Annotated in this window: 23 protein-coding genes and 2 pseudogenes; 15 read left to right on the top strand and 10 right to left on the bottom strand. The window is 71.7% G+C overall.

Annotation, left to right across the window (positions count from 1 at the left end):
* Positions 1-86 precede the first annotated feature (86 nt).
* Positions 87-749, top strand: coding sequence for a DUF4232 domain-containing protein (locus tag F9278_RS44610; protein WP_152173403.1), 663 nt, complete (start codon positions 87-89; stop codon positions 747-749).
* Positions 750-874: 125 nt separating this feature from the next.
* Positions 875-1,435, top strand: coding sequence for a hypothetical protein (locus F9278_RS44605; RefSeq protein ID WP_193242103.1), 561 nt, complete (start codon positions 875-877; stop codon positions 1,433-1,435).
* Between the two features lie 19 nt (positions 1,436-1,454).
* On the opposite strand, the gene F9278_RS44600 is transcribed toward F9278_RS44605, so the two are convergent.
* Both F9278_RS44600 and sigJ read right to left on the bottom strand, forming a co-directional pair.
* Positions 1,455-1,793, bottom strand: a complete 339-nt coding sequence (locus tag F9278_RS44600; protein ID WP_152173401.1) for a thioredoxin family protein — start codon at positions 1,791-1,793, stop codon at positions 1,455-1,457.
* 77 nt (positions 1,794-1,870) lie between these two features.
* Positions 1,871-2,758, bottom strand: a complete 888-nt coding sequence (sigJ, locus tag F9278_RS44595) for an RNA polymerase sigma factor SigJ (RefSeq protein ID WP_226967212.1) — start codon at positions 2,756-2,758, stop codon at positions 1,871-1,873.
* 255 nt (positions 2,759-3,013) lie between these two features.
* Between sigJ and F9278_RS44590 the strand changes: the two genes are divergently transcribed.
* On the top strand, positions 3,014-3,394 hold the full coding sequence (locus tag F9278_RS44590) for a hypothetical protein (protein ID WP_152173399.1): 381 nt from the start codon (positions 3,014-3,016) through the stop codon (positions 3,392-3,394).
* A 39-nt stretch (positions 3,395-3,433) separates the two neighbouring features.
* Here the strand turns inward: F9278_RS44590 and F9278_RS44585 are convergent, their stop codons facing one another.
* Positions 3,434-4,351 (bottom strand): aminoglycoside phosphotransferase family protein, encoded by a 918-nt coding sequence (locus F9278_RS44585; RefSeq protein WP_152173398.1) that lies wholly within the window; start codon positions 4,349-4,351, stop codon positions 3,434-3,436.
* 188 nt (positions 4,352-4,539) lie between these two features.
* Between F9278_RS44585 and F9278_RS44580 the strand changes: the two genes are divergently transcribed.
* Together F9278_RS44580 and icmF are read left to right on the top strand one after the other, a co-directional pair.
* The gene (locus F9278_RS44580) at positions 4,540-4,866 is read left to right on the top strand and encodes a hypothetical protein (protein ID WP_152173397.1); all 327 of its coding nucleotides are present in this window, start codon (positions 4,540-4,542) and stop codon (positions 4,864-4,866) included.
* A 566-nt stretch (positions 4,867-5,432) separates the two neighbouring features.
* Positions 5,433-8,663, top strand: a complete 3,231-nt coding sequence (icmF, locus tag F9278_RS44570; protein WP_152173396.1) for a fused isobutyryl-CoA mutase/GTPase IcmF — start codon at positions 5,433-5,435, stop codon at positions 8,661-8,663.
* Between the two features lie 16 nt (positions 8,664-8,679).
* Here icmF and pgm read toward each other — a convergent pair whose 3' ends face one another.
* Together pgm and F9278_RS44560 are read right to left on the bottom strand one after the other, a co-directional pair.
* The gene (pgm, locus tag F9278_RS44565; protein ID WP_152173395.1) at positions 8,680-10,320 is read right to left on the bottom strand and encodes a phosphoglucomutase (alpha-D-glucose-1,6-bisphosphate-dependent); all 1,641 of its coding nucleotides are present in this window, start codon (positions 10,318-10,320) and stop codon (positions 8,680-8,682) included.
* A 155-nt stretch (positions 10,321-10,475) separates the two neighbouring features.
* Positions 10,476-11,318, bottom strand: a complete 843-nt coding sequence (locus F9278_RS44560; RefSeq protein ID WP_152173394.1) for an oxygenase MpaB family protein — start codon at positions 11,316-11,318, stop codon at positions 10,476-10,478.
* 138 nt (positions 11,319-11,456) lie between these two features.
* Between F9278_RS44560 and F9278_RS44555 the strand changes: the two genes are divergently transcribed.
* A complete protein-coding gene (locus F9278_RS44555; RefSeq protein ID WP_152173393.1) occupies positions 11,457-11,642 on the top strand; it encodes a DUF6480 family protein in 186 nt (61 codons plus the stop codon).
* 46 nt (positions 11,643-11,688) lie between these two features.
* Here the strand turns inward: F9278_RS44555 and F9278_RS44550 are convergent, their stop codons facing one another.
* Positions 11,689-12,654, bottom strand: a complete 966-nt coding sequence (locus tag F9278_RS44550) for a YihY/virulence factor BrkB family protein (RefSeq protein ID WP_152173392.1) — start codon at positions 12,652-12,654, stop codon at positions 11,689-11,691.
* A 205-nt stretch (positions 12,655-12,859) separates the two neighbouring features.
* Here F9278_RS44550 and F9278_RS44545 point away from each other — a divergent pair, with 205 nt between their 5' ends.
* The 3 genes from F9278_RS44545 (at position 12,860) to F9278_RS44535 (ending at position 15,283) form a co-directional block, all read left to right on the top strand.
* On the top strand, positions 12,860-14,041 hold the full coding sequence (locus F9278_RS44545) for a hypothetical protein (RefSeq protein WP_152173391.1): 1,182 nt from the start codon (positions 12,860-12,862) through the stop codon (positions 14,039-14,041).
* Between the two features lie 61 nt (positions 14,042-14,102).
* On the top strand, positions 14,103-14,426 hold the full coding sequence (locus tag F9278_RS44540) for a hypothetical protein (protein WP_193241918.1): 324 nt from the start codon (positions 14,103-14,105) through the stop codon (positions 14,424-14,426).
* A 26-nt stretch (positions 14,427-14,452) separates the two neighbouring features.
* Positions 14,453-15,283, top strand: coding sequence for a WD40 repeat domain-containing protein (locus F9278_RS44535; RefSeq protein ID WP_152173389.1), 831 nt, complete (start codon positions 14,453-14,455; stop codon positions 15,281-15,283).
* Positions 15,284-15,352: 69 nt separating this feature from the next.
* On the opposite strand, the pseudogene F9278_RS44530 reads toward F9278_RS44535, so the two are convergent.
* Positions 15,353-16,181: pseudogene (locus F9278_RS44530) on the bottom strand (class I SAM-dependent methyltransferase).
* Between the two features lie 83 nt (positions 16,182-16,264).
* Positions 16,265-17,131: an LLM class flavin-dependent oxidoreductase gene (locus F9278_RS44525; RefSeq protein ID WP_152173388.1), complete on the bottom strand. Its 867-nt coding sequence runs from the start codon at positions 17,129-17,131 to the stop codon at positions 16,265-16,267.
* 113 nt (positions 17,132-17,244) lie between these two features.
* Here F9278_RS44525 and F9278_RS44520 point away from each other — a divergent pair.
* From F9278_RS44520 to ppk2, 3 genes and pseudogenes are all read left to right on the top strand, one after another.
* Positions 17,245-17,871: pseudogene (locus F9278_RS44520) on the top strand (anion permease); the annotation flags it as partial.
* A gap of 45 nt (positions 17,872-17,916) precedes the next feature.
* Positions 17,917-18,150 carry a hypothetical protein gene (locus F9278_RS44515; RefSeq protein WP_152173387.1) on the top strand — a complete coding sequence of 78 codons (234 nt, stop codon included), beginning with the start codon at positions 17,917-17,919 and terminating at the stop codon, positions 18,148-18,150.
* An 18-nt stretch (positions 18,151-18,168) separates the two neighbouring features.
* Entirely contained in the window at positions 18,169-19,050 is an 882-nt protein-coding gene (ppk2, locus tag F9278_RS44510) for a polyphosphate kinase 2 (protein ID WP_152173386.1), read from the top strand.
* 132 nt (positions 19,051-19,182) lie between these two features.
* Here ppk2 and F9278_RS44505 read toward each other — a convergent pair whose 3' ends face one another.
* Together F9278_RS44505 and F9278_RS44500 are read right to left on the bottom strand one after the other, a co-directional pair.
* Positions 19,183-19,746: a snapalysin family zinc-dependent metalloprotease gene (locus F9278_RS44505; protein ID WP_152173385.1), complete on the bottom strand. Its 564-nt coding sequence runs from the start codon at positions 19,744-19,746 to the stop codon at positions 19,183-19,185.
* Positions 19,747-19,915: 169 nt separating this feature from the next.
* Complete coding sequence (locus F9278_RS44500) at positions 19,916-20,407, bottom strand: calcium-binding protein (protein ID WP_152173384.1); 492 nt, start codon at positions 20,405-20,407, stop codon at positions 19,916-19,918.
* Positions 20,408-21,011: 604 nt separating this feature from the next.
* On the opposite strand from F9278_RS44500, the gene F9278_RS44495 reads away from it, so the two are divergent.
* From F9278_RS44495 to F9278_RS44485, 3 genes are all read left to right on the top strand, one after another.
* Positions 21,012-21,248: a three-helix bundle dimerization domain-containing protein gene (locus tag F9278_RS44495; protein WP_152173383.1), complete on the top strand. Its 237-nt coding sequence runs from the start codon at positions 21,012-21,014 to the stop codon at positions 21,246-21,248.
* Entirely contained in the window at positions 21,248-22,201 is a 954-nt protein-coding gene (locus tag F9278_RS44490; RefSeq protein ID WP_152173382.1) for a polyphosphate kinase 2 family protein, read from the top strand. Before F9278_RS44495 ends, F9278_RS44490 begins: the two co-directional genes overlap by 1 nt.
* A 102-nt stretch (positions 22,202-22,303) precedes the next feature.
* A complete protein-coding gene (locus F9278_RS44485) occupies positions 22,304-24,067 on the top strand; it encodes a SulP family inorganic anion transporter (RefSeq protein ID WP_152173381.1) in 1,764 nt (587 codons plus the stop codon).
* The last annotated feature ends 32 nt before the right edge of the window (positions 24,068-24,099 follow it).

Here is a 24,099-nt window from a genome sequence, read left to right as displayed (position 1 = left end):
TACGGTCCCCTCTTCGTCGGCGGAGGTCGTGGTACCGCTCCCAGCAGGCACGATCACCGGGACATCACGATTCCCGGGGGCTTGTCATGACTTACACCGCTCGTGCACGCCGTACCTCCGCCGTACTCGCCGCTCTCTCGCTCGGCGTTCTGGCACTGACCGCCTGTGACGGCGGCACCGACAAGGACACCGCCGGCGCGAGCACGGCCACGCCGAGCGCGACGGATCCGACCACGGCGGCCCCGAGCGCGACCGCTCCCGGCAAGGAGGCGAGCCCGTCCGGCGGCTCCGACGACGCCGACGGCGCCTCGCCGTCGTCGGAGCCCGGGGTGGACGACGGTCAGGACGGGGGTGTGGGAATGTGCGAGACGAGCGACCTGGACTACACCGTCACCGTCGCGTCCCTGCCCTTCAGCCACGCCTTGCTGACCGCGACCAACAACAGCGGCGACCCCTGTCTGCTGCCCGCCGACGACCCGGTGATCACGATCCCGGGTCTCGACGGCGCCGCCGAGCACAGAGGACCCACCGGCACGGACTGGATCCTGGAGGCCGGCGGGCGCGCCTACGCCGGAATCCTGTTCGACGCCGCCGACACCACGGGCGGCAAGACCGCCGACCAGGTGGAGATCGCGCTCACCGCCGCCGAGAGCCCGGCGACCGTGACGATCGACGACGGTCCCGTCACCGTCGACGACAGCCAGGTCACCGGCTTCTTCGGCACCGCCGAGGACGCGCTCAGCTACTGACGGGGGTGCGGGTCCCCTCGCCGGTCCCGCGACCGCCTGATCATCCCGCTGACACGATCTCAACTCCCGTGACAGGGTGCGGTGATCGGGAACGGCAGACGGAGGGGCTTTTCGTGGAAGCACAGATGTGGGACGCGCTGGTCGGCGTGGCGAAGAGCGCGTACTCGGCAGGGCTGGGCGAGGGCGCGGTCCCGCGCCCGCTCATCATGCCGCTGGTGCGCGGCGAGCTGGTCGGAATGATCTGGGTCCGCCCGATCGAGGTCGGTCAGGACGCGCTCACCGGGATCGCGGAACTCGCGAACATCGCCGCGGCGGCCGGCGCGGACGAAGTGGTCCTGGTCTGGGAGACCCATGACGTCGCCACCGCCTGCGAACTGCCGGTCGTCGGCCCGGCGCCCTGCCTGAACATGGTGCTCGCCACGCCCGACGGGCACGTCCTGCACCGGTTCCCCTACAGCGAGCAGGTCCTGTCCCGCAGTCCCGAGGGCTGGGCGTCGGTCGCCCCGGACTGGGGGCCGGCCCCCGCGCCGCAGCCGGGCGGGGAGCTGGTGCCGCCGATCCAGGCCGCGGTGAACTACTCCTTCATCCCGCTCGAACTGGACCACCCCTCCCCGTTCGGCGTCACCGTCGTGCTGATGGAGGAGGACGGCTACCGGGTTCGCCTGACCGAGGCGTTCGCGCGCTGAACCGCCATGGCAGAGCCGCTCAGAGGTGGGCGTCCAGGATCTCCCGTACCTCGGCGATGGTCATGGGCCCCGTGCCGTGCGCCACTGCTTCTCCCTGCTTCAGCAGGACGTAGGACGGGGCCGCGGTGATCCCGTATCGCCCGGTCGCGGCCGGACAACGCGTGATGTCGGCGCGGACGGCGGTCAGTCGGCCCGTGTAGTCGTCGGCGATGCCTCCCATGACGAGGTCCATCACCCGGCAGGGCTCGATCGCCTTGGGCCATGTCCCGGTGAAGTAGGCGAGGACCGGAAGTCCGCTCATCCCGAGGACGAAATCGAACTCCGCGTCCTCACGGGGTCGATGAACCCTCTTCGCCATGGAAGCTCCTGACCTCACGTTCCGTCGTTCCCTCCCCATCATCCCCCGCGCGGCGCGCGGTGTGCCGGGCCGGGCCCCTACGCGGTCGCCCGCGTCCACGGGCGTAGCTTCTCCGGGTTGCGGACCGCCCAGATGCGGGTGACGCGGTCGTCGGAGATGTCGAACGCGGCCACGGTCATGGTGTGGCCGTCGCGTCGGGCCACCAGGCCCGGGGTGCCGTTGACCGAGTGTTCCAGGAGTTCGAGCCCCGGGGCCTTCTCGGCGATGGCGAGCAGGTACCGGGCGATGCGCGCGCCGCCCTCGACCGGGTGCGGGACGGTCCCCACCAGTCCGCCGCCGTCGGCGGTCATCACGGCGGCCGGGTCGAGGAGGGCGACGAGGGCCGCGATGTCCTTGCTCTGCCAAGCCTCCTTGACCTGCCGCACCACCTCGGCGCGGCCGGTCGCCGGCACCGGGGCGCGGTCGCCGTGCAGCCGCCGCCGGGCGGAGGCCGCGAGCTGTTTGCAGGCCGCGGGGGTCCGGTCGAGCACACCGGCGATCTCGGCGAAGGGGTACCGGAAGACGTCGTGCAGGACGAACGCGACCCGCTCGGCGGGCGTCATCGACTCCAGGACGACGAGGAAGGCCATGGCCACCGACTCGTCCAGCACGATCTGGTCGGCGGGGTCCCCACGACCGGTGCGGTCGCCGCCCGTGGTCTCCCACTCGGTGCGGTCGGGCAGCGGCTCGGGCAGCCACGCCCCGACATAGCGTTCCCGGCGGGCCCGCGCCGAGCCGAGCAGGTCGAGGCAGATACGGCCGGTCACCGTCGTCAGCCAGGCGCCCGGGGACAGAATCTCGGCCTGCCGGTGGCCCGGCAGCGCGTACCAGCGGGCGTAGGCGTCCTGTACGGCGTCCTCGGCCTCGGTCGCGGAACCGAGCAACCGGTAGGCGACATTGAGGAGTTGCCGCCGCTCCCCCGCCACTCCGGCGGTTCCGGCTCCGGCGGTTCCAGCTCCGGCGGTTCCAGCTCCGGCTCCCGCAGACCCGGCTCCGGCAGATCCAACTCCAACTGCCGGAGTTCGGGCCGATCCACCCGATCCGTACGTTCCCGTCGCGCCGGTCCCCGCTGTCTCCATGCTTCCGGCCGCCCCCTTGCCTTACCTTTCGCCGGCCCGTGTCGTCGGGTCGGTGAGACCTTATCGATCTGCTGCCCGACGGGCGGGAACGGGGACTGAGACATGGCCACCCAGGTGACGGTGACAGGGACGGCGAAGGCGCGGCGCGGCTGGTCGTTCCTGCGGATCGCGATAGCCCTGCAGACCTTGACCATCTTCCTCCAGGCGGTCTCCGCCGGACTGCTGCTGACCTCGTCCTACGGGGAGGTCCTGCACAGCGTCGGGGCCCGGGTGATGTACGGGGCGTCGATGCTGTATCTGCTCGCGGCGGTACTGGCGTGGCGGCCGGGCGGCGGCTCGCCCCGGCCCGTCCTGCACGCGTCCGGTTTCCTCGTGCTCGCCTCGGCGCAGGTCGTGCTCGGCATCGCGCACGTCCCGTCGGTCCATCTCCCCCTGGGTGTCCTGATGTTCGGGCTGAGTGTGCTGGCGCTGGCCCGCCGCTGAGCGCCGGGACGGGCCCGCCGGGCCGCTCCGGCCGCTCGATCAGGGGCGGACCGATGCGGTGAGGCGTCGCAGTGCGGCGTGGCCGGGCGGGCCCCAGGTGGGCTTGCCCCCGGGGCGGCCGTGGTCGCCGGCGTCGCCGATGTGGACGCAGGCGAGGGCGCGGAGCACCGCCCAGCCTCGGGCGCGGCGCAGGGTCGCGGCGTCCGGGGCCGGCCGGTAGGCCGCGTGGAAGTGGTCGGCGGCGCCGTCCGGGAGCAGGATCCAGGCGGCGGCGAGGTCGAAGGCCGGGTCTCCGGCGAAGAGGTCGCCGAAGTCGATGACACCGCAGAAGGTGCCGTGCGCGGTCAGGACGTTGGCCGGGTGCAGATCGCCGTGGAGCCAGAGTCTCGGACCCTCCCACTCGGGTGCCGCCGCCGCGTCCTCCCACACGGCGCGGACGGCGTCCGGGTCCGGGACGAGCCCCAGTTCGGTGGCCGAGGCGAGACTTCGGGCGAAGCCTTCGGCGCTGTCGGCCAGCGGGCCGCCGCGGTCCCGGCCCAGGGGCGCCTCGTCGGGGGCGGGGCGGTGGAGCGCGGTCAGGAAGGCGGCCAGGGAGAGGGCCGCCTCCTCGGCGCGCGTGGCGGGGGCGCGGTCGGCGGGCTCGCCCGGTACCCAGGTGGTGACGAGCCAGGGCCTCGGGAACCGTGCGGAGGGCTCACCGAGGCGCTGGGGGACGGGAATCCGCAGCGGAAGACCGGGGGCGAGCGTGGGCACCCAGGCGTGTTCCTTGCGCAGCAGCGCGTCCGCGGACTCCGTGGCCCAGGGCAGCCGGACCGCGAGGTCGTCCCCGAGCCGCCACACCTGGTTGTCCCAGCCGCGCGCTCCGAGCGTCACGGGGTGATCCGCCAGGTCGGGGCACTGCTCGCGCAGCAGCTCCCGGACGAGGTCTTCGGTGATGTCCGTCTCGGTGACTGTCATGGGGAGCGAGCGTAGCCAACGGACGCGTACCGACGGAGGCACGCTCCACCGAGTCGGACCCATTTAGTTAGACCCTTGACAGTCAGGGTTCTCACCAATACCGTCCCGGTAGATGACCGTGGGACGGCGGATCCGGCCGGAAAGGGCGGGCGCATGACCGACAGCACCGAGAGCACGGACGCACGGACGTGGATGTGACGGTCGTGGACGCGGCGGACGTGGACGTGGCGGACGTGGACGTGGCGGTCGTGGGGCTGGGCCCCGTCGGAGCCACGGCGGCGAACCTGGCGCACGGTCTCGGTGTGCGTCAAGTGACGCTCACCACCAAGGAGTTCGGGCGGCTCATCTGCGAGCGGGACGAGGACACCGCCGCCAAGCGCGACACCGATCCGCTCGCGGAGCTGGCGGCGGCGGCGGGGACCATCCGTCAGTCCCTGATCCCGGACTCCGGGCGGGCTTCCTGGCACCGGAGGGCTCGCCGGCCCGCGGTGACGTCCTCCCCCAGCCGAGGGTGACGGACGACCGGGCCCGCACCGGGCTGCTGGACGAGTTCACCGGGAGCACGTTCCGGCTGGTCGTACGCCATGACGCGGGCCTCGCCGCTCGGGCCGGCCGTCGCCCGTGAGACCTGCGGACGCGGCCTCCAACAAGGCCCGCGAACAGGGCCTACGACACCTTGAACTCGATCTGGGTGATGGACGGTCCGTCGCCGGTGACCTGGCCGTCGCCGATGGACTCCGTCCACGAGCCGTCCTGCTGAAGCTTCTCCAGGACCGTGGGGGAAAGGCTGACCGTGATCTGGATGCCGCCCCCGGCGGACGGGGCGCGGTCGATGCGGATGTCATTGCTTATGCCGACGAAGCTACCTCCAACGCACCACCCGGCAGGGGCCGTTGACGTTTTACCCGGGGACGTGGGGTTACGGCCCGTTCGGTCCTCCGGACACGGCGGGAGCGCACGGCCCCACCGAAATCGATCACACCGGCGTCGATCACATCGGCGTAGCCACTTCCGGCATTTTACTAGGACGTCCTACTATCTCTTCAGACAGCGTTCCCCCGACCCGCCCGGGAAGGCCCCCATGAGCGACCTGCACCGCCCCGTGCACCCCGTCCGTCTGATCACCGCCTCTGCCCTGTTCGACGGGCACGACGCGTCGATCAACATCATGCGGCGCATCCTCCAGTCCCAGGGCGCCGAGGTGATCCACCTCGGGCACAACCGGTCGGTGCGGGAGGTCGTGGACGCGGCGCTGGAGGAGGACGCCCACGGGGTGGCGGTCTCGTCCTACCAGGGCGGGCATGTGGAGTACTTCGAGTACCTGGTGGAGTCGCTGCGCGAGCGGGGCGCGGACCACGTCCGGGTGGTGGGCGGCGGCGGCGGTGTCATCGTGCCCGAGGAGATCGCCCGGCTGCGCCGCAGCGGGGTGACCATCTTCTCCCCCGAGGACGGTCAGCGGATGGGGCTGGCCGGGATGGTCAACACGGTCGTACGGGACTGCGACTTCGACCTGTGGGACAGCGGGCCGGCGGATGCCGCCGCCGTGCTCGCCGGGGACCGGTTCGCGGTCGCCCGCGCGCTCACCGGGGCCGAGCTGGGGAAGCTGCCGCAGGATCTCCTGGACCAGGTACGGGCCGCCGCCTCGTCCCGGGTGACGCCGGTGCTGGGCATCACCGGCACCGGCGGTTCGGGCAAGTCCTCGCTGACCGACGAGCTGGTGCGCCGGTTCCGGGTCGACCAGCAGGACAAGCTGCGGATCGCCGTGATCGCGGTGGACCCGACCCGCCGCCGGGGCGGCGGCGCCCTGCTCGGCGACCGCATCCGGATGAACTCCCTCGACGGCGGCCGGATCTTCTTCCGCAGTCTGGCCACCCGCGGCAGCCGTGAGCTGCCCGAGCATCTGCCCGAGGTGATCGACGTGGTCAAGGCCGCCGGGTTCGACCTGGTGATCGTGGAGACACCGGGCATCGGACAGGGCGACGCGGCGATCGTGCCGTTCGTGGACACCTCGATGTATGTGATGACGCCGGAGTTCGGCGCCGCCTCACAGCTGGAGAAGATCGACATGCTCGACTTCGCCGACATCGTGGCGATCAACAAGTTCGAGCGCCGGGGAGCCAAGGACGCCCTGCGGGACGTGGGCCGTCAACTGGTCCGCAACCGCGAGGCGTTCGGAATGCGGCCCGAGGACATGCCGGTGTACGGCACCTCGGCGGCCACCTTCAACGACGACGGCGTCACCGCGCTCTACCAGCATCTGCGGACCGCCCTCGCCGAGCACGGGCTGCCGCTGTCCGAGGGCACGCTGGCACCGGTCGACGTCAGGCACTCCTCGGGCATCCGCCAGGTCGTGCCCGCCGACCGGGTGCGCTATCTCGCCGAGATCACCGATGCCGTACGCGGCTACCACGCCGACACCGGCCGGCTCGCCGAGGCCGCCCGCCGGGTGCAGCGCCTGGACCTGGTCAGCGGCGAACTCGCCGACGCCGGCCATGGCACGGACGACGTCCAGGCCCTGCTCCGGGACGCCCGCCGGCGACTCCCGCACGACCTCGGCGAGCAACTGGCGAACTGGTCGGCCGTGGTGGAGTCGTACTCGGGCGAGGAGCAGGTGGTGAAAGTGCGGGACAAGGAGCTCCGCACCAAGCTGACCCGCGAGTCCCTCTCCGGCAACCGCATTCCCCGGGTCGCGCTGCCCCGCTTCACCGACCACGGGGAACTCGTGAACTTCTGGCGCCGGGAGAACCTGCCCGGCCACTTCCCGTACACGGCCGGGGTGTTCCCCTTCAAGCGCGACGGCGAGGACCCCGCCCGGATGTTCGCCGGCGAGGGCGATCCGTTCCGCACCAACCGCCGCTTCAAGCTGCTCTCGGAGGGCCAGCCCGCCACCCGGCTGTCCACCGCGTTCGACTCGGTCACCCTCTACGGCCGCGACCCCGACGAACGCCCCGACGTCTACGGCAAGGTCGGCACCTCGGGCGTCTCGGTGGCCACCCTCGACGACATGAAGGCCCTCTACGACGGCTTCGACCTGGTCGCGCCGACCACCTCGGTCTCCATGACGATCAACGGGCCCGCGCCGACCGTCCTCGCGTTCTTCCTCAACACCGTGATCGACCAGCGGATCGATGCCTTCCGGGCCGCCGAGGGCCGCGACCCGTCGCCCACCGAGGCCGCCGAACTGCGCGCGCACGCGCTCGGACACGTACGCGGCACGGTCCAGGCCGACATCCTCAAGGAGGACCAGGGCCAGAACACCTGTCTGTTCTCCACCGAGTTCTCCTTGCGGATGATGGCCGACATCCAGGAGTGGTTCATCGAGCAGAGAGTCCGCAACTTCTACTCGGTGTCCATCTCCGGCTACCACATCGCCGAGGCCGGCGCGAACCCCATCAGCCAGCTCGCCTTCACCCTCGCCAACGGCTTCACCTACGTCGAGGCCTATCTCGCCCGGGGCATGGACATCGACGACTTCGCCCCCAACCTGTCGTTCTTCTTCTCCAACGGCATGGATCCGGAGTACGCGGTGCTGGGCCGCGTCGCCCGCCGCATCTGGGCGGTGGCGATGAGGGAGAAGTACGGGGCCAACGACCGGTCGCAGAAGCTGAAGTACCACGTCCAGACCTCCGGGCGCTCCCTGCACGCCCAGGAGATGGACTTCAACGACATCCGCACCACGCTCCAGGCGCTCATCGCCATCTACGACAACTGCAACAGCCTGCACACCAACGCCTACGACGAGGCGGTCACCACCCCCACCGAGGAGTCCGTACGCCGGGCCCTGGCCATCCAGTTGATCATCAACCGGGAATGGGGCCTGGCCATGAACGAGAACCCCCTCCAGGGCTCGTTCGTCATCGACGAACTCACCGATCTGGTCGAGGAGGCGGTGCTGACGGAGTTCGAGCGGATCAGCGAACGCGGCGGGGTGCTGGGCGCGATGGAGACCGGCTACCAGCGCGGCCGTATCCAGGACGAGTCGATGCTGTACGAGCACCGCAAGCACGACGGCACCCTGCCCGTCATCGGCGTCAACACCTTCCGCAACCCGCACGCCGACACCGCCGAACCCGTCGTCATCGAGCTGGCCCGCGCCACCGAGGACGAGAAGCAGTCCCAGCTGGACCGTGTGCGCGAGCACCAGGACCGCCACCGCGACCGGGCCCACAGCGCCCTGGCCGCCCTCAAGGACGCGGCCGTGAGCGGTACCAACGTCTTCGCCGTCCTCATGGACGCCGCCCGGGTCTGCTCGCTTCAGCAGATCACCGAGGCGTTCTTCGAGGTCGGCGGCCAGTACCGCCGCAACGTCTGAGCCGGATGCGGCCGGGTCAGGCGCTCAGCGCCGCCAGCACCACCGACCTGGCCTCGTCCTGGACCTGCCGCAGATGGTCCGCGCCGAGGAAGGACTCCCCGTAGATCTTGTAGACGTCCTCGGTGCCCGAAGGGCGGGCCGCGAACCAGGCGTTGGCGGTGGCGACCTTGATGCCACCGAGGGCGGCGCCATTGCCGGGGGCCTCGGTGAGAACCTGGGTGACCGGTTCCCCGGCGAGGGTGTCGGCGGTGACCTGGGCCGGGGACAGCTTGGCGAGCAGCGCCTTCTCCTCACGGGAGGCGGGGGCGTCGACGCGGGCGTAGGCGGGGGCGCCGAAGCGTTCGGCGAGCCGGGCGTAGTGCTGCGAGGGGGTGCCGCCGGTGACCGCCGTGATCTCGGAGGCGAGCAGGGCCAGGATGATGCCGTCCTTGTCGGTGGTCCACACCGAGCCGTCGCGGCGCAGGAAGGAGGCGCCCGCCGACTCCTCGCCGCCGAAGCCGAGGGTGCCGTCGGAGAGGCCGTCCACGAACCACTTGAAGCCGACCGGGACTTCGACCAGCTGCCGGCCGACGTCCGCCGCGACCCGGTCGATCATGCCGGACGACACCAGGGTCTTGCCGATCCCGGCCCCGGCGGGCCACTGCTCCCGGTGCGAGAACAGATACGAGATCGCCACCGCCAGATAGTGGTTGGGGTTCATCAGGCCGCCGTCCGGGGTGACGATGCCGTGCCGGTCGGCGTCGGCGTCATTGCCGGTCGCGATGTCGAAGCGGTCCCGCCGCTCGATGAGCGAGGCCATGGCGTACGGCGAGGAGCAGTCCATGCGGATCCTGCCGTCCCAGTCCAGCGTCATGAAACGCCAGGTGGGGTCGGTGAGCGGGTTCACCACGGTCAGGTCGAGCCGGTGCTGTTCGGCGATCCGGCCCCAGTAGGCGACCGACGCGCCGCCCAGCGGGTCGGCGCCGATGCGCACCCCGGCGGACCGGATCGCCTCCAGGTCCAGCACGTTCGGCAGATCGGCCACATACGCGCCGAGGAAGTCGTGCCGCCCGGTGCCGGGGGCGGCCAGGGCGCGGGTGTAAGGGATACGCCGTACGTCCTTCATCCCGGCCGTGATGATGTCGTTGGCGCGGTCCTGGATCCAGGAGGTCGCCTCGGAACCGGCGGGGCCGCCGCTGGGCGGGTTGTACTTGAAGCCGCCGTCGGCGGGCGGGTTGTGCGAGGGGGTGACCACCACTCCGTCGGCGAGCGCGGACGTACGGCCGCGGTTGTGGGCGAGGATGGCGTGCGAGACCGCCGGGGTGGGGGTGTAGCCGTCGGCGGCGTCGATGAGGACGGTCACGTCGTTGGCGGCGAACACCTCGAGCGCGGTGATCCGCGCGGGTTCCGACAGGGCGTGGGTGTCGGCGCCGAGGAAGAGGGGACCGTCGGTGCCCTGGGCGGCGCGGTACTCGCAGATGGCCTGGCTGGTGGCGGCGATGTGGTCCTCGTTGAACGCCGTCGCCAGGGACGAGCCCCGGTGTCCGGAGGTACCGAACGCCACCCGCTGTCCCGGTTCGGCCGGGTCCGGATGCAGCGCGTAGTACGCCGTGACCAGACGGGCCACATCGATGAGATCCTCGGGCCCGGCGACCTGCCCCGCTCGCGCGTCCTGCATTGCCCCGCTCCTGTCGCAGAGGTCGAGTTGAGTACCGCCCTCATTCTCCCCCGCGCGCCCCACCGGGACGCACGGGTGTCGGGCGGGCGCCGAGCGGACTTCGGACTGCCCTCGGGCGCTTCTCGGGTGGCCCGCGGGTGGCCCGCGTCCGGCGGCTACGACGAGGCCATGGCCCAGCGGATCGTCCGGGTCAGGGCCCGGCCGGTGGGGCGTACGGCGAGTCGCTCGACGAGCGGCACCCGGGGCAGCCACAGCATGCCGCGGGCCCAGGGCGGGAGCAGCGCGACCGCGTTCGCGGCCAGCCCGCCGTAGAAGGGCCGTACCGCGAGCGGCAGGGGAGGCTGGAACAGCAGGAAGCGGGCGGCGGCGCGGGCCTCGGGCGTGGCCCTCAGCTCGTCCCGGTAGGCGGTCAGGCGCGCGGACAGTTCGCGGCGGTCGCGCGGTGGGTCGCTCACGCCGAGCGCCTCGGCGACGCGCGCGGTGTCGGCGACGTAGGCGTCGTATCCGGCGGCGTCCAGCGGGTGGGCCCCGAAGCACGCGTGGGCGCGCAGAAAGCCGGCCGTCTCGGCGGCGTGCACCCAGCCGAGCAGCCGTGGATCGGCCGCGTGGTACGGCAGGCCCTCGGCCGTGGTCCCGCGGATCCGCTCGTGGATGCCCCGGACGTGGTCGACCGCCCGCTGGGCGTCCTCGGCGGTGCCGAAGGTCGTCACGGCCAGGAAGGCGCTGGTGCGCTGGAGCCTGCCCCACGGATCGCCCTGGTAGCCGGAGTGCCCGGCCACCGCCGCCATGGCGAGCGGGTGCAGGGACTGCAGCAGCAGTGCGCTCAGCCCGCCGATGAACATGGAGGCGTCACCGTGGACGGTCCGGATCGGGCGCTCCGGGCCGAACCAGCGCGGGCCGGGGGTCTCATGGATACGGGCGCGTTTGTCCGGCCCGTCGGGACCGGCGACCCGGCGGAACAGGGCCTGTCCCAGCTGCTCACGGACGACGGTCAGCATGGCGGCCTCCCCTCTCCCGCTGTCCAGTGTCCGCATATCGCCTATGCCGACCCAGAAGGGAAGTGCATTCATATGTACTACTTATGGTTACATGGGTGACAGCACCCGAGCGTTGGAACACCGAAGGGAGCGTGCCCCATGGCGGTCGAAACAGTGGGAGTACCGCCCGGTGAGACGCCACCCGGCGAGGGCTCCACCTCCGGGATCTCCCATCCGGAGCCGCCGGCGCCGCGCAAGCGCTGGGAGGCGCTGTCCCTCACCCTGATCATGCTGGTGGTGGCGCTGGTGGCGATCGGTCTGATCAGCATGGCCGTGGTCCTCTGAGCGTCTCCCCCGTCCGACCGCCACCCTCCTCCGACCGGTGCCCTCGTCATGACCCCGGCCCCGGGTCCGGCCGTACGGCCTCGGTGATCCCGGCGCGGGCCGCTTCGAGCTGAGCGGCGAACGCGATGCCCAGGAACAGCGCCACACCGGTCAGGTTGGCCCACAGCAGCAGGGCGACGAACGCCGTCAGCGGCCCGTACACGGCGCCGAACGATCCGCTCCTGGCGACATAGAGCGCCAGCAGCCAGGTGGCCGAGACCCACAGCACGAGGTGGACCGCCGAGCCGAACGCGAGCCAGGTGTAGCCGGGCCGGTCGCGGCGCGGAGCCCAGCGGAAGATCACCACCGAGGCGACCCAGGCGAGGGCCACGCCCAGGGGCACTTCGAGGGGCCGCCACCAGTCGAGCAGTCCCGGGGACCGGCCGAGGGACTCCACCACCGAGGTGCCGACGGCGTCCCCCGCGACGAGCACGAGGAAGCCCAGGACCATCGGCGTGCCGGCGGTGAGGGCGAGGAGCAGGGCCCGGCCGTACTTGGCCAGGAACGGCCGGTCCCGCTCGATGCCGTAGATGCGGTTGGCGCCCCGCTCGACCTGCCCCGTCGCGGAGGCGGGGTTGAGCACGGCGAAGGCGAGTCCCAGCCACATGGCGACGGCGTTCCAGACGCCGGAACCGGCGCTGCGCGCGGTGGCGTCGAGGGCGTCCTCGACCAGGCGCGCGCTGGCGCCCGGCACGATCCGGCCCAGGGTCAGTTCGATGATCCGGCCCACGCTCTCCGTGTGCACGGTGGTGGCCACACCGACCAGCGCGATGGTGAACGGCACCAGCCCCAGGACCACTTGGAACGCGAGGGAACGGGAGTGGGTGAAGCCGTCGGCGTAGCGGAAGCGGGCGAACGCGTCGAGGAGCAGCCGCCGGCCTCCGTAGTGCCGCAGCGCGGTGAGCGCCTCGTCCCCGGACAGCTCCTCCCCGATCATGTCCCGCGTCTGCGGTACGTGCACGACGGTCCCCATCGAGAACGTCCCCTTCCGCTGTCTCGCGCCGAAGCCCCGCTCGGCGGGGAGCGCGAGGGCGTACCGCGCTCGGCCCCGACCGCGCGGACCCTTTACCGGAGATGATCATTTCATCTGCTGGGCGGCGCGTTGGAGCACAAGGGGCGCGCCCGCCGATGTAAGGGCCGGACCTGCGAAGACGGATCGACATCCTCACCATGCGATCGTGTTCGATCAGAAAGGCATCAATAGTGAAATACATATCGTCAGCGTCAATCAGATCCGGCATGATTCCGACCCGGCGACACCTCTCCGTATTCACATCGGGCCAGCCTCGACATCCCGACGCGTGATCAACCGAACGAGTCTTTTCAGATGGCTAACGTTGGGGCAACCTGAAAGGGCAGTAATCGTGAAAATTGACGAGGCGAGGGAGCTGAGGAACCAGTTGGTTTCACGGCTCCTCCCACCCGCCACCCACGCCTGGACGCGCCCCGCGGCCCATGAACCCGGGGGGCGTATCACCCGGTCGATCGGTGTCGGCATGTCGCACAGAGAATCCGGGGGATACCGATTGGAGTTACGCCTCGAAGAACGGGACCTGAGAGAGCATCCGGCTGTCGCCGCGCTTCTCTCCTCCGCCCGGGGGGAGGTGAATGTCGAGGTGACCGGGAGAATCAGCGCGCTCGGCGCACGCCACAACCCCTATCGGTCACGTCACCGTCCCCTGCGCGTGGGGCACTCGGTCGGACACGGTCTGGTGGGGGCCGGAACACTGGGCTGCTTCGTCCGCTTCCTGGGGCAGCCGGGCACCGTCGGGGTCCTCTCCAACAACCATGTCCTGGCCGCCACCAACCGCGGCACCATCGGCGATCCGATATTCCAGCCGGGCATGCTGGATTCCGGATGCCCGAACGACCGCATCGGCACCCTTTCCCATCTCGTCCCCCTCGAAGAACGGAAGGAGAATCAACTGGACGTGGCAGCTGCCACTCTGGACCCCGGAATCGAGACCATGGGCAACTTCCTTCCCGAAGGTGTTCTGGAGAAAGTGGACGAGCCTTCCTTCGACGATGATCTCCTCGCGAAGGTGGGGCGTTCCACCGGCCACACCAAAGGCCATCTGTCCGCCACCGAGGTCGACCTGATGCAGGTGGAGTACCGCATCGGCGAGGCCGAATTCCGGTACTTCAACTTCTCCAATGTCATCGAGATCACGGGAACCCATGGGTTTTCCTTTTCCGCGGCCGGCGACAGCGGGTCCATGGTCTACTCTCCTCGTACCCGCGTTGGCTATGCGATGATCTTTGCAGGCAATGAGGTGGCGAACCGGTCCTATGCCATGCCTCTGCCCGCCGCGCTTCACGCCGTGAAGGCCGAACCGCTCAACGGCACAGAAGATCGATAGACGCAGTGGAGGCTTTCCCATGCCGGACCTTGCAGCAGCCCGCCAGGCCAAGAGCAGAATCATGAATACGGTCCTCAGCACCAGCGACGCACAGCATGTGGCGGGGATCGGCCTCCGGCAGCAGGAAGACGGCTGGGTCGTGCGGATCAACCTGCGCGAGGACGATGACGGGACACGCCGGAAGATCCCCGCCGAGATACTGGGCGTTCCCGTCGTCATCGAGGTGACCGGCGGTATCCGCGCCCAGTCGACGGCCGGGAGCGCACCGCGTGCGGCACACCCCACCGCCTCCCCGGCCGATCACAGCCGTCTGCGGCTGCTGATCGCGGCAGCCGCCCTCCTGGCCGTCACCACCATGGCCACCCTGCTGTTCGTGCTGGCCTGACCGCCCCCCTCGCCTACGGCGTCTCGGTGCCGGATCGGCCATCGTCCCCGCAGCGGATCGCGCTCCGGGACGTACGGCGGGGCCGGGAGCGCGACGGCGTGGATCTGTCGACGACCGGGACCGGGGCGGCGGCGACCTCGCTCGTCCTCGGCCCCGCCGGGCGCACCCTGTACACCACCCGCGCATCCGCGTCCGGCATGCTCGACCACGAGGCGTGGGACACCGCGAGCGGCCGGCGCACGAGCACCGTCAGCGATGCCGACCTCGCGAGCGCCCCTGTGGCGGTCCGCCCCGACGGCGGCCTCATGGTCGGGGACAACCGTCTGTACGGCCTGCCCTCCGGTCCGGGCCGGGCCCAGGACCTGGTGCAGGGCGACCAGGTCAGCGCGCTCGCCTTCCGCCCCGACGGCCGGGCCCTGGCGGCGGACGACCGGACCGGCCGGGTCGCGCTGTGGGACGGCGCCGTCCGCCACCGGGCGCGGGTCCCGCGCAATGTCTTCCCCTCGCCGCTCGGCACCGCCCCGGAAGCGGTCGGCGCCCTCGCCCTCAGCCCCGACGGCCGCACCCTCGCGGTCGGCGGCGACGCGGGCACCCTCCAGCTGTGGGACACGGAGACCCAACAGCCGCTCGGCGGGCCGCTGCCGACCTCCGGCGAGGGCATCGAGACCCTCGCCTTCGGCGCCGGCAGCGGCACCCTGTACGCCGGGAGCGCGCATGTCCCGCTCCGGCGGTACGCGGTCGACACGGGCCGAGCGATGAGCACCGTCTGCGCCCGCGCGGGCGGCGGCCCGACCCGCGCCCAGTGGCGGACGTACATCCCCGACGTGCCGTTCCGCGAGGTCCGCGGAAGGACTTGACGGGGCTCGGACGGACGCGCCCGCGTCGGGCCACGCGAACCGGGACCTCGCCCGTGACGACGGGTGCCGCTACCCGTCCGCCGGTCCGTCGGCGCGGGCCACGAGCAGTTGTTGGAAGAAGCCGGTCTCCTGGGGCGTGCGCCAGGCGAGGTCGACGAACCCGGCCTCGGCCGCGAGGGCGGTGAGCCGGTCGCGGCCGAGTGCCCGGTACGTGGTCCGGCGGACCCGGACCCGCCATTCCCCGGCGTCGGCCGGCAGGAGCTGGAAGTGCTCCAGGTCGTAGTGCTCGCCGTCCTCGTGCCAGTGCCAGAGCTGGAAGGTGACGGTTCGCTCTCCACGGTCGGTGCCATCGGCCCCACCGGCGCCATCGGCCCCGTCGGACGGATCGGGGTGCGGGTGGACCTGTGGAGGCGTCGACGCCGGGCGGTCGCGCAGCAGTTCGTCGTACGGGCGGGTGCTGACCAGCAGCAGGCCGCCGGGCCGCAGCACGCGGCGCGTCTCGGCGAGGGCGGTGCGCACGTCCCGCTCGGTCAGCAGGTGGGGCAGCGAGTTGTCGGCGCAGACGACGGTGTCGAAACGGCCGTCGCGGAACGGAAGGCGCCGCATGTCGGCGGCGGCCGTGTCCAGACGGACGCCCCGGGAGACGGCCTCACGGGTGGCGCGGGCGACCGCGCGGGGGCTGAGGTCGGTCCCGGTGACGTGGTGCCCGTGCGACGCGAGGCCGATCGCCTGGGTGCCGATGCCGCAGGAACAGTCCAGCACTGCGGCACGGTCCCGGCCGATGAGGGCGTGCAGGGCGGCCCCCCGGGCGACGGATGCTCGCGTCCCAGTCGGCGTAGATGAGGTGGTAGTCGTCGGCCAGTTCGTCGTAGAAGCGCGCCACCGATGCCCCGGACATGGCGCGAGGGTATCGCGCCAGGTGGCGTAGTCACTGGGCGTGCGGGCGTGGGGATGCCGGACAGCCCTGTCGCCCTCGGGGGTTCACCGGGATCGCAGCACGGCCTCCAGCTGGCCCAGGGGATCGTCGCCCACGAAGCGCAGGACGACCGTGTCGGCGCCTGCCGTCGCGAGCGCCCGGATGTCGGCGACGGCCCGGGAGGCGCTGCCGGAGACGGTGAAGACCTCGTCCTGGGGGCGGCCCAGCCAGGCGCCGTGGCCCTCGGTGTGGGGGTGCAGGGCACGGGCCACCTCGTCGGGGTCGTCGCCGACGCGGGCGAAGGCGAAGACGGTGAGGGTGTGGTCGGCGGTGGCGCCGCCCTTCGCGGTCAGCTCACGGATCCGCGCCAGGTCGCGCGGACCGTGGCCCTCGGCGATCAGCGTGCCGTCGGCGACCCGGCCGGACAGTTCGAGGGAGCGGGGGCGCACGACACCCGCGACGACCGGCGGGACCTCGGCCGGCGCATGCACCAGCTCGACCCCGTCCAGGCGCACTTCACGCCCCGCCAGCTCGACACGCTCACCGCGCAGCAACGCCCGCACGGACGTGATCGTCTCCTCCAGCAGCGCCAGCGGGGAGCGGGGCGCGACACCGACCTGGGCCATCCACTCCCCTACCCCGTGCCCGATGCCGGCCACCAGCCGGCCGGGGAACACCCGGGCCAGCGTGGCCAGTTCCATCGCCAGCAGCGCCGGGCTGCGCAGCGGTGCCGGGGTGATGCCGATCCCCACCCGCAGGCGCCCCGTCGCCCCCAGGGCCACGGCCGCGGCCGACACACCGCCGTTCCAGCCGAGGTCCTCCACCACCCACAGATCGTCCACCCCGAGCGCCTCGGCCCGTCGCGCGAACTCGGGCAACCCCTCCGGGGCCCAGTCACGGTCGTACATCACACCGATCCGTACGTTTGTCATACGGGGAACCTACGCGGCGCCAGGCAAGTGGATCAACGACGTATCCGGCTGAAGGCCGGAGCGAGGGCGGGGCGGGAACGGGAATGGGTCCGCCCACTTGGCTTCCGGCGGATCGGATCGGCTCGGCCTCGCTGGTCTCGCTCGCGCACGGTACGAACGACGCGCAGAAGACGATGGGCGTCATCACGCTCACGCTGATCTCGGCCGGGGCCCTCGGCCACGACGCCGGGCCGCCGCTGTGGGTGATCGGTTCGGCCGGACTCGCCATCGGTCTCGGTACCTACCTCGGCGGCTGGCGGATCATCCGGACGATGGGCAAGGGGCTGACCGACATCCAGTCGCCGCAGGGCTTCGCGGCGGAGGCCGCCTCGACGACGGTCATCCTGACCTCCGCGCACCTCGGTTTCGCGCTGTCGACCACTCAGGTCTGCTCCGGCGGCATCCTCGGCGCCGGTCTGGGCCGGCGTCTCGCCGAGGTGCGGTGGGGTACGGCGGGCCGCATGGTGGTGGCGTGGCTGGTGACCCTGCCCGCCGCCGCGCTGGTCGGTGGCCTCGCCGCGAGCGTGGTGACGCACGGCGGGAACATCGGCCTCGTCGTCATCGCGCTCCTCGCCCTGGCCGTGGCCGCGTTCATCGTGCTGATGTCGCGCCGCAACCCGGTGCACGCGTCCAATGTCAACGAGACCCACGAGGTCGGCGTCCGCGCCACCGTGCCGACGCCGGTCTCCACCGCCGCCTGAGCCGTCCGACCGCCCGGGTCCGGGAGAGCAAGGAGAGTACGAACGATGCAGCTGGACTGGAGCGCCCTCGGTGAGGTCGCCGCGGTGAGTACCGGAGTCACGGTCGGGGTGGTCGTCGTCTTCGCCCTGGGGGTGCTGGGCCTGGCCCGCGCGGAGACCGCGCGCGAGGGCGACGGGGGCAGCGACGCGGTGGGGTTCGGCGTGGCCGGGCTGTGCTTCCTCGCGTGTGCCGCCGTGGTGGCGTACGGGATCCATCTGATCGTGCCGCGGTTCCACTGACGCTCCAGGGAAGTAGAGATGACCGAACTGCTCAGCGACATGCGTGTCGACTACAGCGACCACGACGACCCGGTGCTGATCCGGCCCGACGGCAGCCCGGTGGACACCTGGCGGGAGAACTACCCGTACGCAGAGCGCATGGAGCGCGGGGAGTACGACTGGCACAAGCGGCTCCAGCAGATCGAGCTGCTGAAGCTGCAGAGCTGGATCAAGGAGTCGGGGCGCCGGCTGGTCGTCGTCTTCGAGGGGCGGGACGCGGCCGGCAAGGGCGGCACCATCAAGCGCTTCACCGAGCATCTCAATCCGCGCGGCGCCCGGGTGGTGGCGCTGGAGAAGCCGACCGAGCGCGAGCGCGGGCAGTGGTACTTCCAGCGGTACGTCGAGCATCTGCCGACGGCCGGGGAGATCGTGCTCTTCGACCGGTCCTGGTACAACCGGGCCGGTGTGGAGCGGGTGATGGGCTTCTGCACGGACGACGAGTACCGGCGCTTCATGCGGCAGGCGCCCGCCTTCGAGCGGATGCTCGTGGACGACGGCGTGGACCTGGTGAAGTTCTGGTTCTCGGTGTCGCAGGGCGAGCAGCGCACACGCTTCACGATCCGTCAGGTCGACCCCGTACGGCAGTGGAAGCTCAGCCCGATGGACCTCGCGTCCCTCGACCTCTGGGACGACTACACCGCCGCGAAGGTCGCCATGTTCCGCGAGACGGACACCGAGCAGGCGCCGTGGACCGTGGTGAAGAGCAACGACAAGAAGCGGGCCCGGGTGGAGGCCATGCGCAGTGTGCTGGCCCGCTTCGACTACACCGGCAAGGACCACGAGATCGTCGGCGAACCGGACCGGAGGATCGTGGGCGAGGCGGCGACCCTGCTGGAGGCCGGGGAGGACGTCGACCGGTAGCGGCGCGGCGCGATCCTGACGGGTGATCCTCGCGCGCGCCAGTGCCGGTCCCGGTGGCGTGCCCACGCGTGAACGCCCGCCCGAGAGCCTCGGGCGGGCGTTCGGCTTCGCCGGTCGGTGGTGCGGCGGGTGTCAGTCCACGATCATCTCGGGGCGCCCCGCCGGGGCACGTTCGACGAGGAGGCCGCCGAAGTTGTCCTCGACCTCCGCCTTCTCCGCCGCGTTGGGATACGGGTTCGTGCACGCGGTGCCCGCGGTGGAACCGGACATCAGGCTGGAGCAGGGGCCGGGCTTGCGGTCGGGCAGGCCCAGGATGTGGCCGAGTTCATGGGCGGAGATACGGATCGTGTCGTAGCCCTGGTCCACGGCCTGGCGGCCGATGTAGACGGTTCCGTTGCCCAGGGTGGTGGGCAGCGCGCGGGGCCAGCCGTTGTCCGCGAGGACCCGGATGTTCGCGCGTTGCCCGGTGGTGGCGGGTCGCAGCTCGACGGCGTCGACGCTCTCGTTCCAGATCGCCGCGCCCCGGTCGACCGCGCTCCTGAACTCGGCGGAGCCACTGGCGTCGTAGGTGAAGACCCGGGCGGCCAGTGAGGCGTCGGCCGTGGCGGCGGGGGCGGCCACGGCCTGACCGGCCGTCAGGGACAGGGACACCAGCAGGGCTGCGGTCAGGCCGCCGGTCAGCGTACGAACGTGCATGTTCGACCTCCTCGTGGGGGAAAGTTAGTCGTGCTCATGACACTAGCCGTTCGCCGCCCGTAGGCGGCGGAGGTGATTCCGTCAATCCGAGGCGGCTCCGGCCGAATGCCGCCGGGCCCCGCCTGTCGTAGCGCGGGGCCCGATGGGGTGTGGTGAGGGCGCCGTACGGTCAGGGGCAGCTGACGCGGGTGTCGCCCGGGTCCGTCGTGCAGGAGTCCGTACCGGGGCCGCCGTTGGCGGTGTCGTTGCCGGGGACTCCGTCGACGGTGTCGAGGTTGTCGGTGCCGTTGTTGCCGATCAGGTTGTCGTTGCCGGGGCCGCCGTTGAGGGTGTCGTTGCCGGCGCCGCCGTCGACGCGGTCGTTGCCGTGGCCGGCGTGGACGGTGTCGTTGCCGGAGCCCGCGTTGACGGTGTCGTCGCCGCCGAGGGCGCAGATCACGTCGTTGCCGAAGGTGCCGGTGAGGATGTCGTTGCCGCTGGTGCCGACGCGGGTGCAGCCACGGGTGTTGGTGACCGTGGTGGTCGCCGCGGCCGTGTTGTCGCCGGAGTTGGGGTCGGTCTGGGTGGCACCGACCGTGGCCCGGTCGGTGAGGGTGCCGGTGGCCCGGGGCTCGGCGGCGACCGTCACCGTGACGACGGCCCCGGGGGCGAGGGTGCCCAGCGCACAACTGGCGCCGGTCGCGGTGGTGGTGCAGGTGCCCGAGGTGGTGGTCGCCGCGGCGTCCCGTCGAGGGTCCGCGGCCCGCCGGGGACTCCGGCCGGTCCGTCCCGGCGGCCCCGGGACGGCCGGTGCCGGGCGGCGCCGGGAGCGTGGTGTGGTCTGCGTTCTGGGTCATGTTCCCAGGCTGGGGAGCGCGCCCGGCCCTCGGTGTCCGGCAGGTGTCCGGTCCCACCCCGCCACCCGGCGGGTGCCGCCCTGCCGGGTGGGGCCCGGCCGGTGCGGGCACGCCGTCGGTGTCGAGGGCTCCCCGTGGCGTCGAGGACTCCCCCCGGCCGGCCGGAACCCTCCCCCCGGCCGGCGGGAACCGGCCGAGCTGCTCCACGGCACGTTCGCGTCCGGCCCCGCGGCCGACGGCGGCTACGAGGTCCGCCTCCGGGTCCCGGTCCGCGCGGACCGACACCGGGCGGAGGCCCCGGGAGAGGTCGGGCGACCGGCGCGCGCAGGGGAGAGGCGATCATGCCGGGGCGCGCGGAGAATGGGGGCGAGGGATCCTGTCGCGGGCTGTGGTGGGATCCGTGGTTCTGCGGTGCGAAGGTCGTGGGACATGGGGATCAGTGCGGCCGTACCGGCCGAGGAACAGATTGCGCGGGACGAACTCGCGTCCATCCGGAACATGGCGGTACGGCTCAGCGCGGCCTACCCCTCGGTCGACCGGGCCACCGTCGAGGCGACGGTCAGGACCGCGTACGACTCGTTCCACCTGGCCCGGGTCAGGGCCTACGTCCCGATCCTGGTCGAACGCCGGGCCCGGCGGGCTCTCGGTGCGAAGGGCGGGGCCTGATGCCGGACGAGAGAGCCGCGACCATCGCGGAGTTCATCGCGCCGCTGCGGGTGGAACCGGGGTCGAAGGTGCGGCTGGAGCGGGACTTCGACCCCCGCTACAGGGGCGATCTGCGGAAGCGCGACGGGAGCGAGCTGCTGCGGACCGGGGTGTCGCTGCTGGCCGAGTACCAGGAGCGGCTGGCCGCCCAGGACTCGTACGGCGTGCTGCTCTGTCTCCAGGCGCTCGACGCCGGGGGCAAGGACGGGACGATCCGCCATGTGATGAGCGGCGTCAATCCGCAGGGCGTGCGGGTCAGCAGCTTCAAGGTGCCCTCCGCCGAGGAGCTCGACCACGACTACCTGTGGCGCTACGCCCGGCGCCTGCCCGCGCGCGGTGAGATCGCCATCTTCAACCGCTCGCACTACGAGGAGGTCCTCGTCGTACGGGTCCACCCCGAGAACCTGGTCCGGCAGAAGCTGCCGGACGGCACCCGGGGACCGGACATCTGGGAGCGGCGCTACCGGGAGATCAACCAGTGGGAGCGGTATCTCACGGACAACGGGTTCAAGGTGGTGAAGATCTTCCTGAACCTGTCCAAGGAGGAGCAGCGCACCCGTTTCCTGAAGCGGATCGATCTGCCGGAGAAGAACTGGAAGTTCTCCGCCGCCGACGTCCGGGAGCGGCGCCACTGGGACGAGTACCAGCTCGCGTTCTCCGAGATGCTGTCGGCGACGAGCACCGAGTGGGCGCCGTGGTACGTCGTACCGGCGGACCGGAAGTGGTTCGCGCGGGTCTGCGCGGCGGCGATCCTCGCGCACACCCTGATGGACATCGACCCGCGCTACCCCGACGTGGGCGACGCGGCACGCAAGGCGCTGCTCGTCACCCGGGAGGAGCTGGAACGGGAGGCCCCCGCCGGCGCCCTGGCCGATCCGTACGCCGGGGCGCCGGGGAGGAAGAAGCACGGGTAGGCCCGGCGCGGACCGGGACCTGCTCCGGGCCCCGCGGGGCGGGGGATTCACGGCTGGGCGAGACTAGGCCCGGAGCAGCGCGGCGGAACGGAAGGACGGTCTGTGACCAGCGAGCACAGGAGTCGGGGGCTCGTGTCCCGGTTGCGGGTCGTTCCCGGGGTCCGCGCGGTGTCGTCGTACCGGCGCGAATGGCTGGGCAAGGACCTGGTCGCGGGGGTCGTCCTGACGACGCTGCTGGTGCCGCAGGGCATGGCGTACGCCGAGCTGGCGGGCCTGCCGCCCATCACGGGTCTGTACACGACGATCCTCTGTCTGCTGGGTTACGCGGTGTGCGGGCCGTCCCGGATCCTGGTGCTGGGCCCGGACTCCTCGCTGGGGCCGATGATCGCCGCGACCGTGCTGCCGCTGGTGGCGGCGGACGGTGATCCGGACCGGGCGGTCGCGCTGGCCTCGGTGCTGGCGCTGATGGTGGCGGCCATCATGATCCTTGCCTCGGTGGCGAAGCTCGGTTTCATCGCCGATCTGATCTCCAAGCCGACGATGATCGGCTATATGAACGGCCTGGCCCTGACGATCCTGGTCGGTCAGCTGCCCAAGCTGCTGGGCTTCAAGGTCGACGCGGACAATCTGATCGGCGAGTGCGTCGGCTTCGTACAGGAACTCGCCGACGGGGCGGTGGTTCCGGCCGCCGCCGCGGTCGGCGTCGGCGGGATCGCGCTGATCCTGCTGCTGCAACGCGTGCTGCCGAAGATCCCCGCCGTGCTCGTGATGGTGGTGCTGGCGATCGCGGCGGCCGTCGTCTTCGATCTCGGCGCGCGCGGGGTGAACCTGGTCGGTGAACTGCCCGAGGGTTTCCCGCCGTTCACGGTCCCGGAGATCCGGCTCTCCGATCTGGCGCCGCTGCTCGCCGGTGCGCTGGGCATCGCGCTGGTGTCCCTGGCCGACACGATCTCCAACGCGTCGGCGTTCGCGGCGCGCACGGGTCAGGAGGTCCGCGGCAACCAGGAGATGGCCGGGGTCGGCGTCGCGAACCTGGCGGCCGGTCTCTTCCAGGGCTTCCCGGTCAGTACGAGCGGGTCCCGTACGGCGGTCGCGGAGCGCGCGGGGGCCCGGAGTCAGCTGACGGGCGTGGTCGGCGCGGCGCTGATCGTCCTGATGCTCGTCCTGGTCCCGGGTCTGTTCCGTGATCTTCCGCAGCCGGCCCTGGCCGCCGTGGTGATCACCGCGTCGCTGTCCCTGGCCGACGTCCCGGGGGCGGTACGGCTGTGGCGGCAGCGCCGGGCGGAGTTCCTGCTGTGTCTCGCGGCGTTCGTCGGTGTGGCCCTGCTCGGTGTGCTGCCCGGGATCGCCGTGGCCGTGGGCCTGTCCGTCCTGAACGTCTTCCGGCGGGCGTGGTGGCCGTACAACACGGTGCTGGGGCGGGTGCGGGGGCTGGAGGGCTATCACGACATCCGGTCCTATCCGGCGGCCGGGCGGCTGCCGGGCCTGGTGATCTACCGGTTCGACGCCCCGCTGTTCTTCGCCAACGCCAAGGCGTTCCGGGACGAGGTCAGACGGCTGGCCGACGCCGACCCCCGGCCGAGCTGGATCGTGATCGCGGCGGAGCCCATGACGGACGTGGACACCACCGCCTCGGACGTCCTGGAGGAACTCGACGAGGCGCTCAACGCGCAGGACGTGCATCTGGTGTTCGCCGAGCTGAAGGACCCGGTCCGCAGCAAGATCGAGCGGTACGGGCTGACGCGCACGATCGACCCGGCGCACTTCTTCCCGACCGTGGAGGCCGCCGTCGCGGCCTTCCGGCTGCGGACCGGGGCGGAGTGGACGGAGTCGGGCGACGACCGTCCCGAGGCCGAGCATCGGTGAAAGCGTTTACAGGCGCCTTGACTGTCACACCT

The sequence above is a fragment of the Streptomyces phaeolivaceus genome (assembly GCF_009184865.1).
In the GTDB taxonomy this organism is placed as follows: Bacteria; Actinomycetota; Actinomycetes; order Streptomycetales; family Streptomycetaceae; genus Streptomyces; species Streptomyces phaeolivaceus.
The sequence above is the reverse complement of the archived record's forward strand: the minus strand, read 5'-3'. Positions and strand labels throughout refer to the sequence as shown.

What these genes read in the sequence shown, in the direction of transcription:
- F9278_RS44610 (WP_152173403.1), top strand. Translation starts at nt 87, where the DNA reads ATGACTTACACCGCTCGTGCACGCCGTACCTCCGCCGTACTCGCCGCT.
- F9278_RS44605 (WP_193242103.1), top strand. Translation starts at nt 875, where the DNA reads ATGTGGGACGCGCTGGTCGGCGTGGCGAAGAGCGCGTACTCGGCAGGG.
- F9278_RS44600 (WP_152173401.1), bottom strand. Translation starts at nt 1,793, where the DNA reads ATGGCGAAGAGGGTTCATCGACCCCGTGAGGACGCGGAGTTCGATTTC.
- F9278_RS44590 (WP_152173399.1), top strand. Translation starts at nt 3,014, where the DNA reads ATGGCCACCCAGGTGACGGTGACAGGGACGGCGAAGGCGCGGCGCGGC.
- F9278_RS44585 (WP_152173398.1), bottom strand. Translation starts at nt 4,351, where the DNA reads ATGACAGTCACCGAGACGGACATCACCGAAGACCTCGTCCGGGAGCTG.
- icmF (WP_152173396.1), top strand. Translation starts at nt 5,433, where the DNA reads ATGAGCGACCTGCACCGCCCCGTGCACCCCGTCCGTCTGATCACCGCC.
- pgm (WP_152173395.1), bottom strand. Translation starts at nt 10,320, where the DNA reads ATGCAGGACGCGCGAGCGGGGCAGGTCGCCGGGCCCGAGGATCTCATC.
- F9278_RS44560 (WP_152173394.1), bottom strand. Translation starts at nt 11,318, where the DNA reads ATGCTGACCGTCGTCCGTGAGCAGCTGGGACAGGCCCTGTTCCGCCGG.
- F9278_RS44555 (WP_152173393.1), top strand. Translation starts at nt 11,457, where the DNA reads ATGGCGGTCGAAACAGTGGGAGTACCGCCCGGTGAGACGCCACCCGGC.
- F9278_RS44550 (WP_152173392.1), bottom strand. Translation starts at nt 12,654, where the DNA reads ATGGGGACCGTCGTGCACGTACCGCAGACGCGGGACATGATCGGGGAG.
- F9278_RS44540 (WP_193241918.1), top strand. Translation starts at nt 14,103, where the DNA reads ATGAATACGGTCCTCAGCACCAGCGACGCACAGCATGTGGCGGGGATC.
- F9278_RS44525 (WP_152173388.1), bottom strand. Translation starts at nt 17,131, where the DNA reads ATGACAAACGTACGGATCGGTGTGATGTACGACCGTGACTGGGCCCCG.
- F9278_RS44515 (WP_152173387.1), top strand. Translation starts at nt 17,917, where the DNA reads ATGCAGCTGGACTGGAGCGCCCTCGGTGAGGTCGCCGCGGTGAGTACC.
- ppk2 (WP_152173386.1), top strand. Translation starts at nt 18,169, where the DNA reads ATGACCGAACTGCTCAGCGACATGCGTGTCGACTACAGCGACCACGAC.
- F9278_RS44505 (WP_152173385.1), bottom strand. Translation starts at nt 19,746, where the DNA reads ATGCACGTTCGTACGCTGACCGGCGGCCTGACCGCAGCCCTGCTGGTG.
- F9278_RS44495 (WP_152173383.1), top strand. Translation starts at nt 21,012, where the DNA reads ATGGGGATCAGTGCGGCCGTACCGGCCGAGGAACAGATTGCGCGGGAC.
- F9278_RS44490 (WP_152173382.1), top strand. Translation starts at nt 21,248, where the DNA reads ATGCCGGACGAGAGAGCCGCGACCATCGCGGAGTTCATCGCGCCGCTG.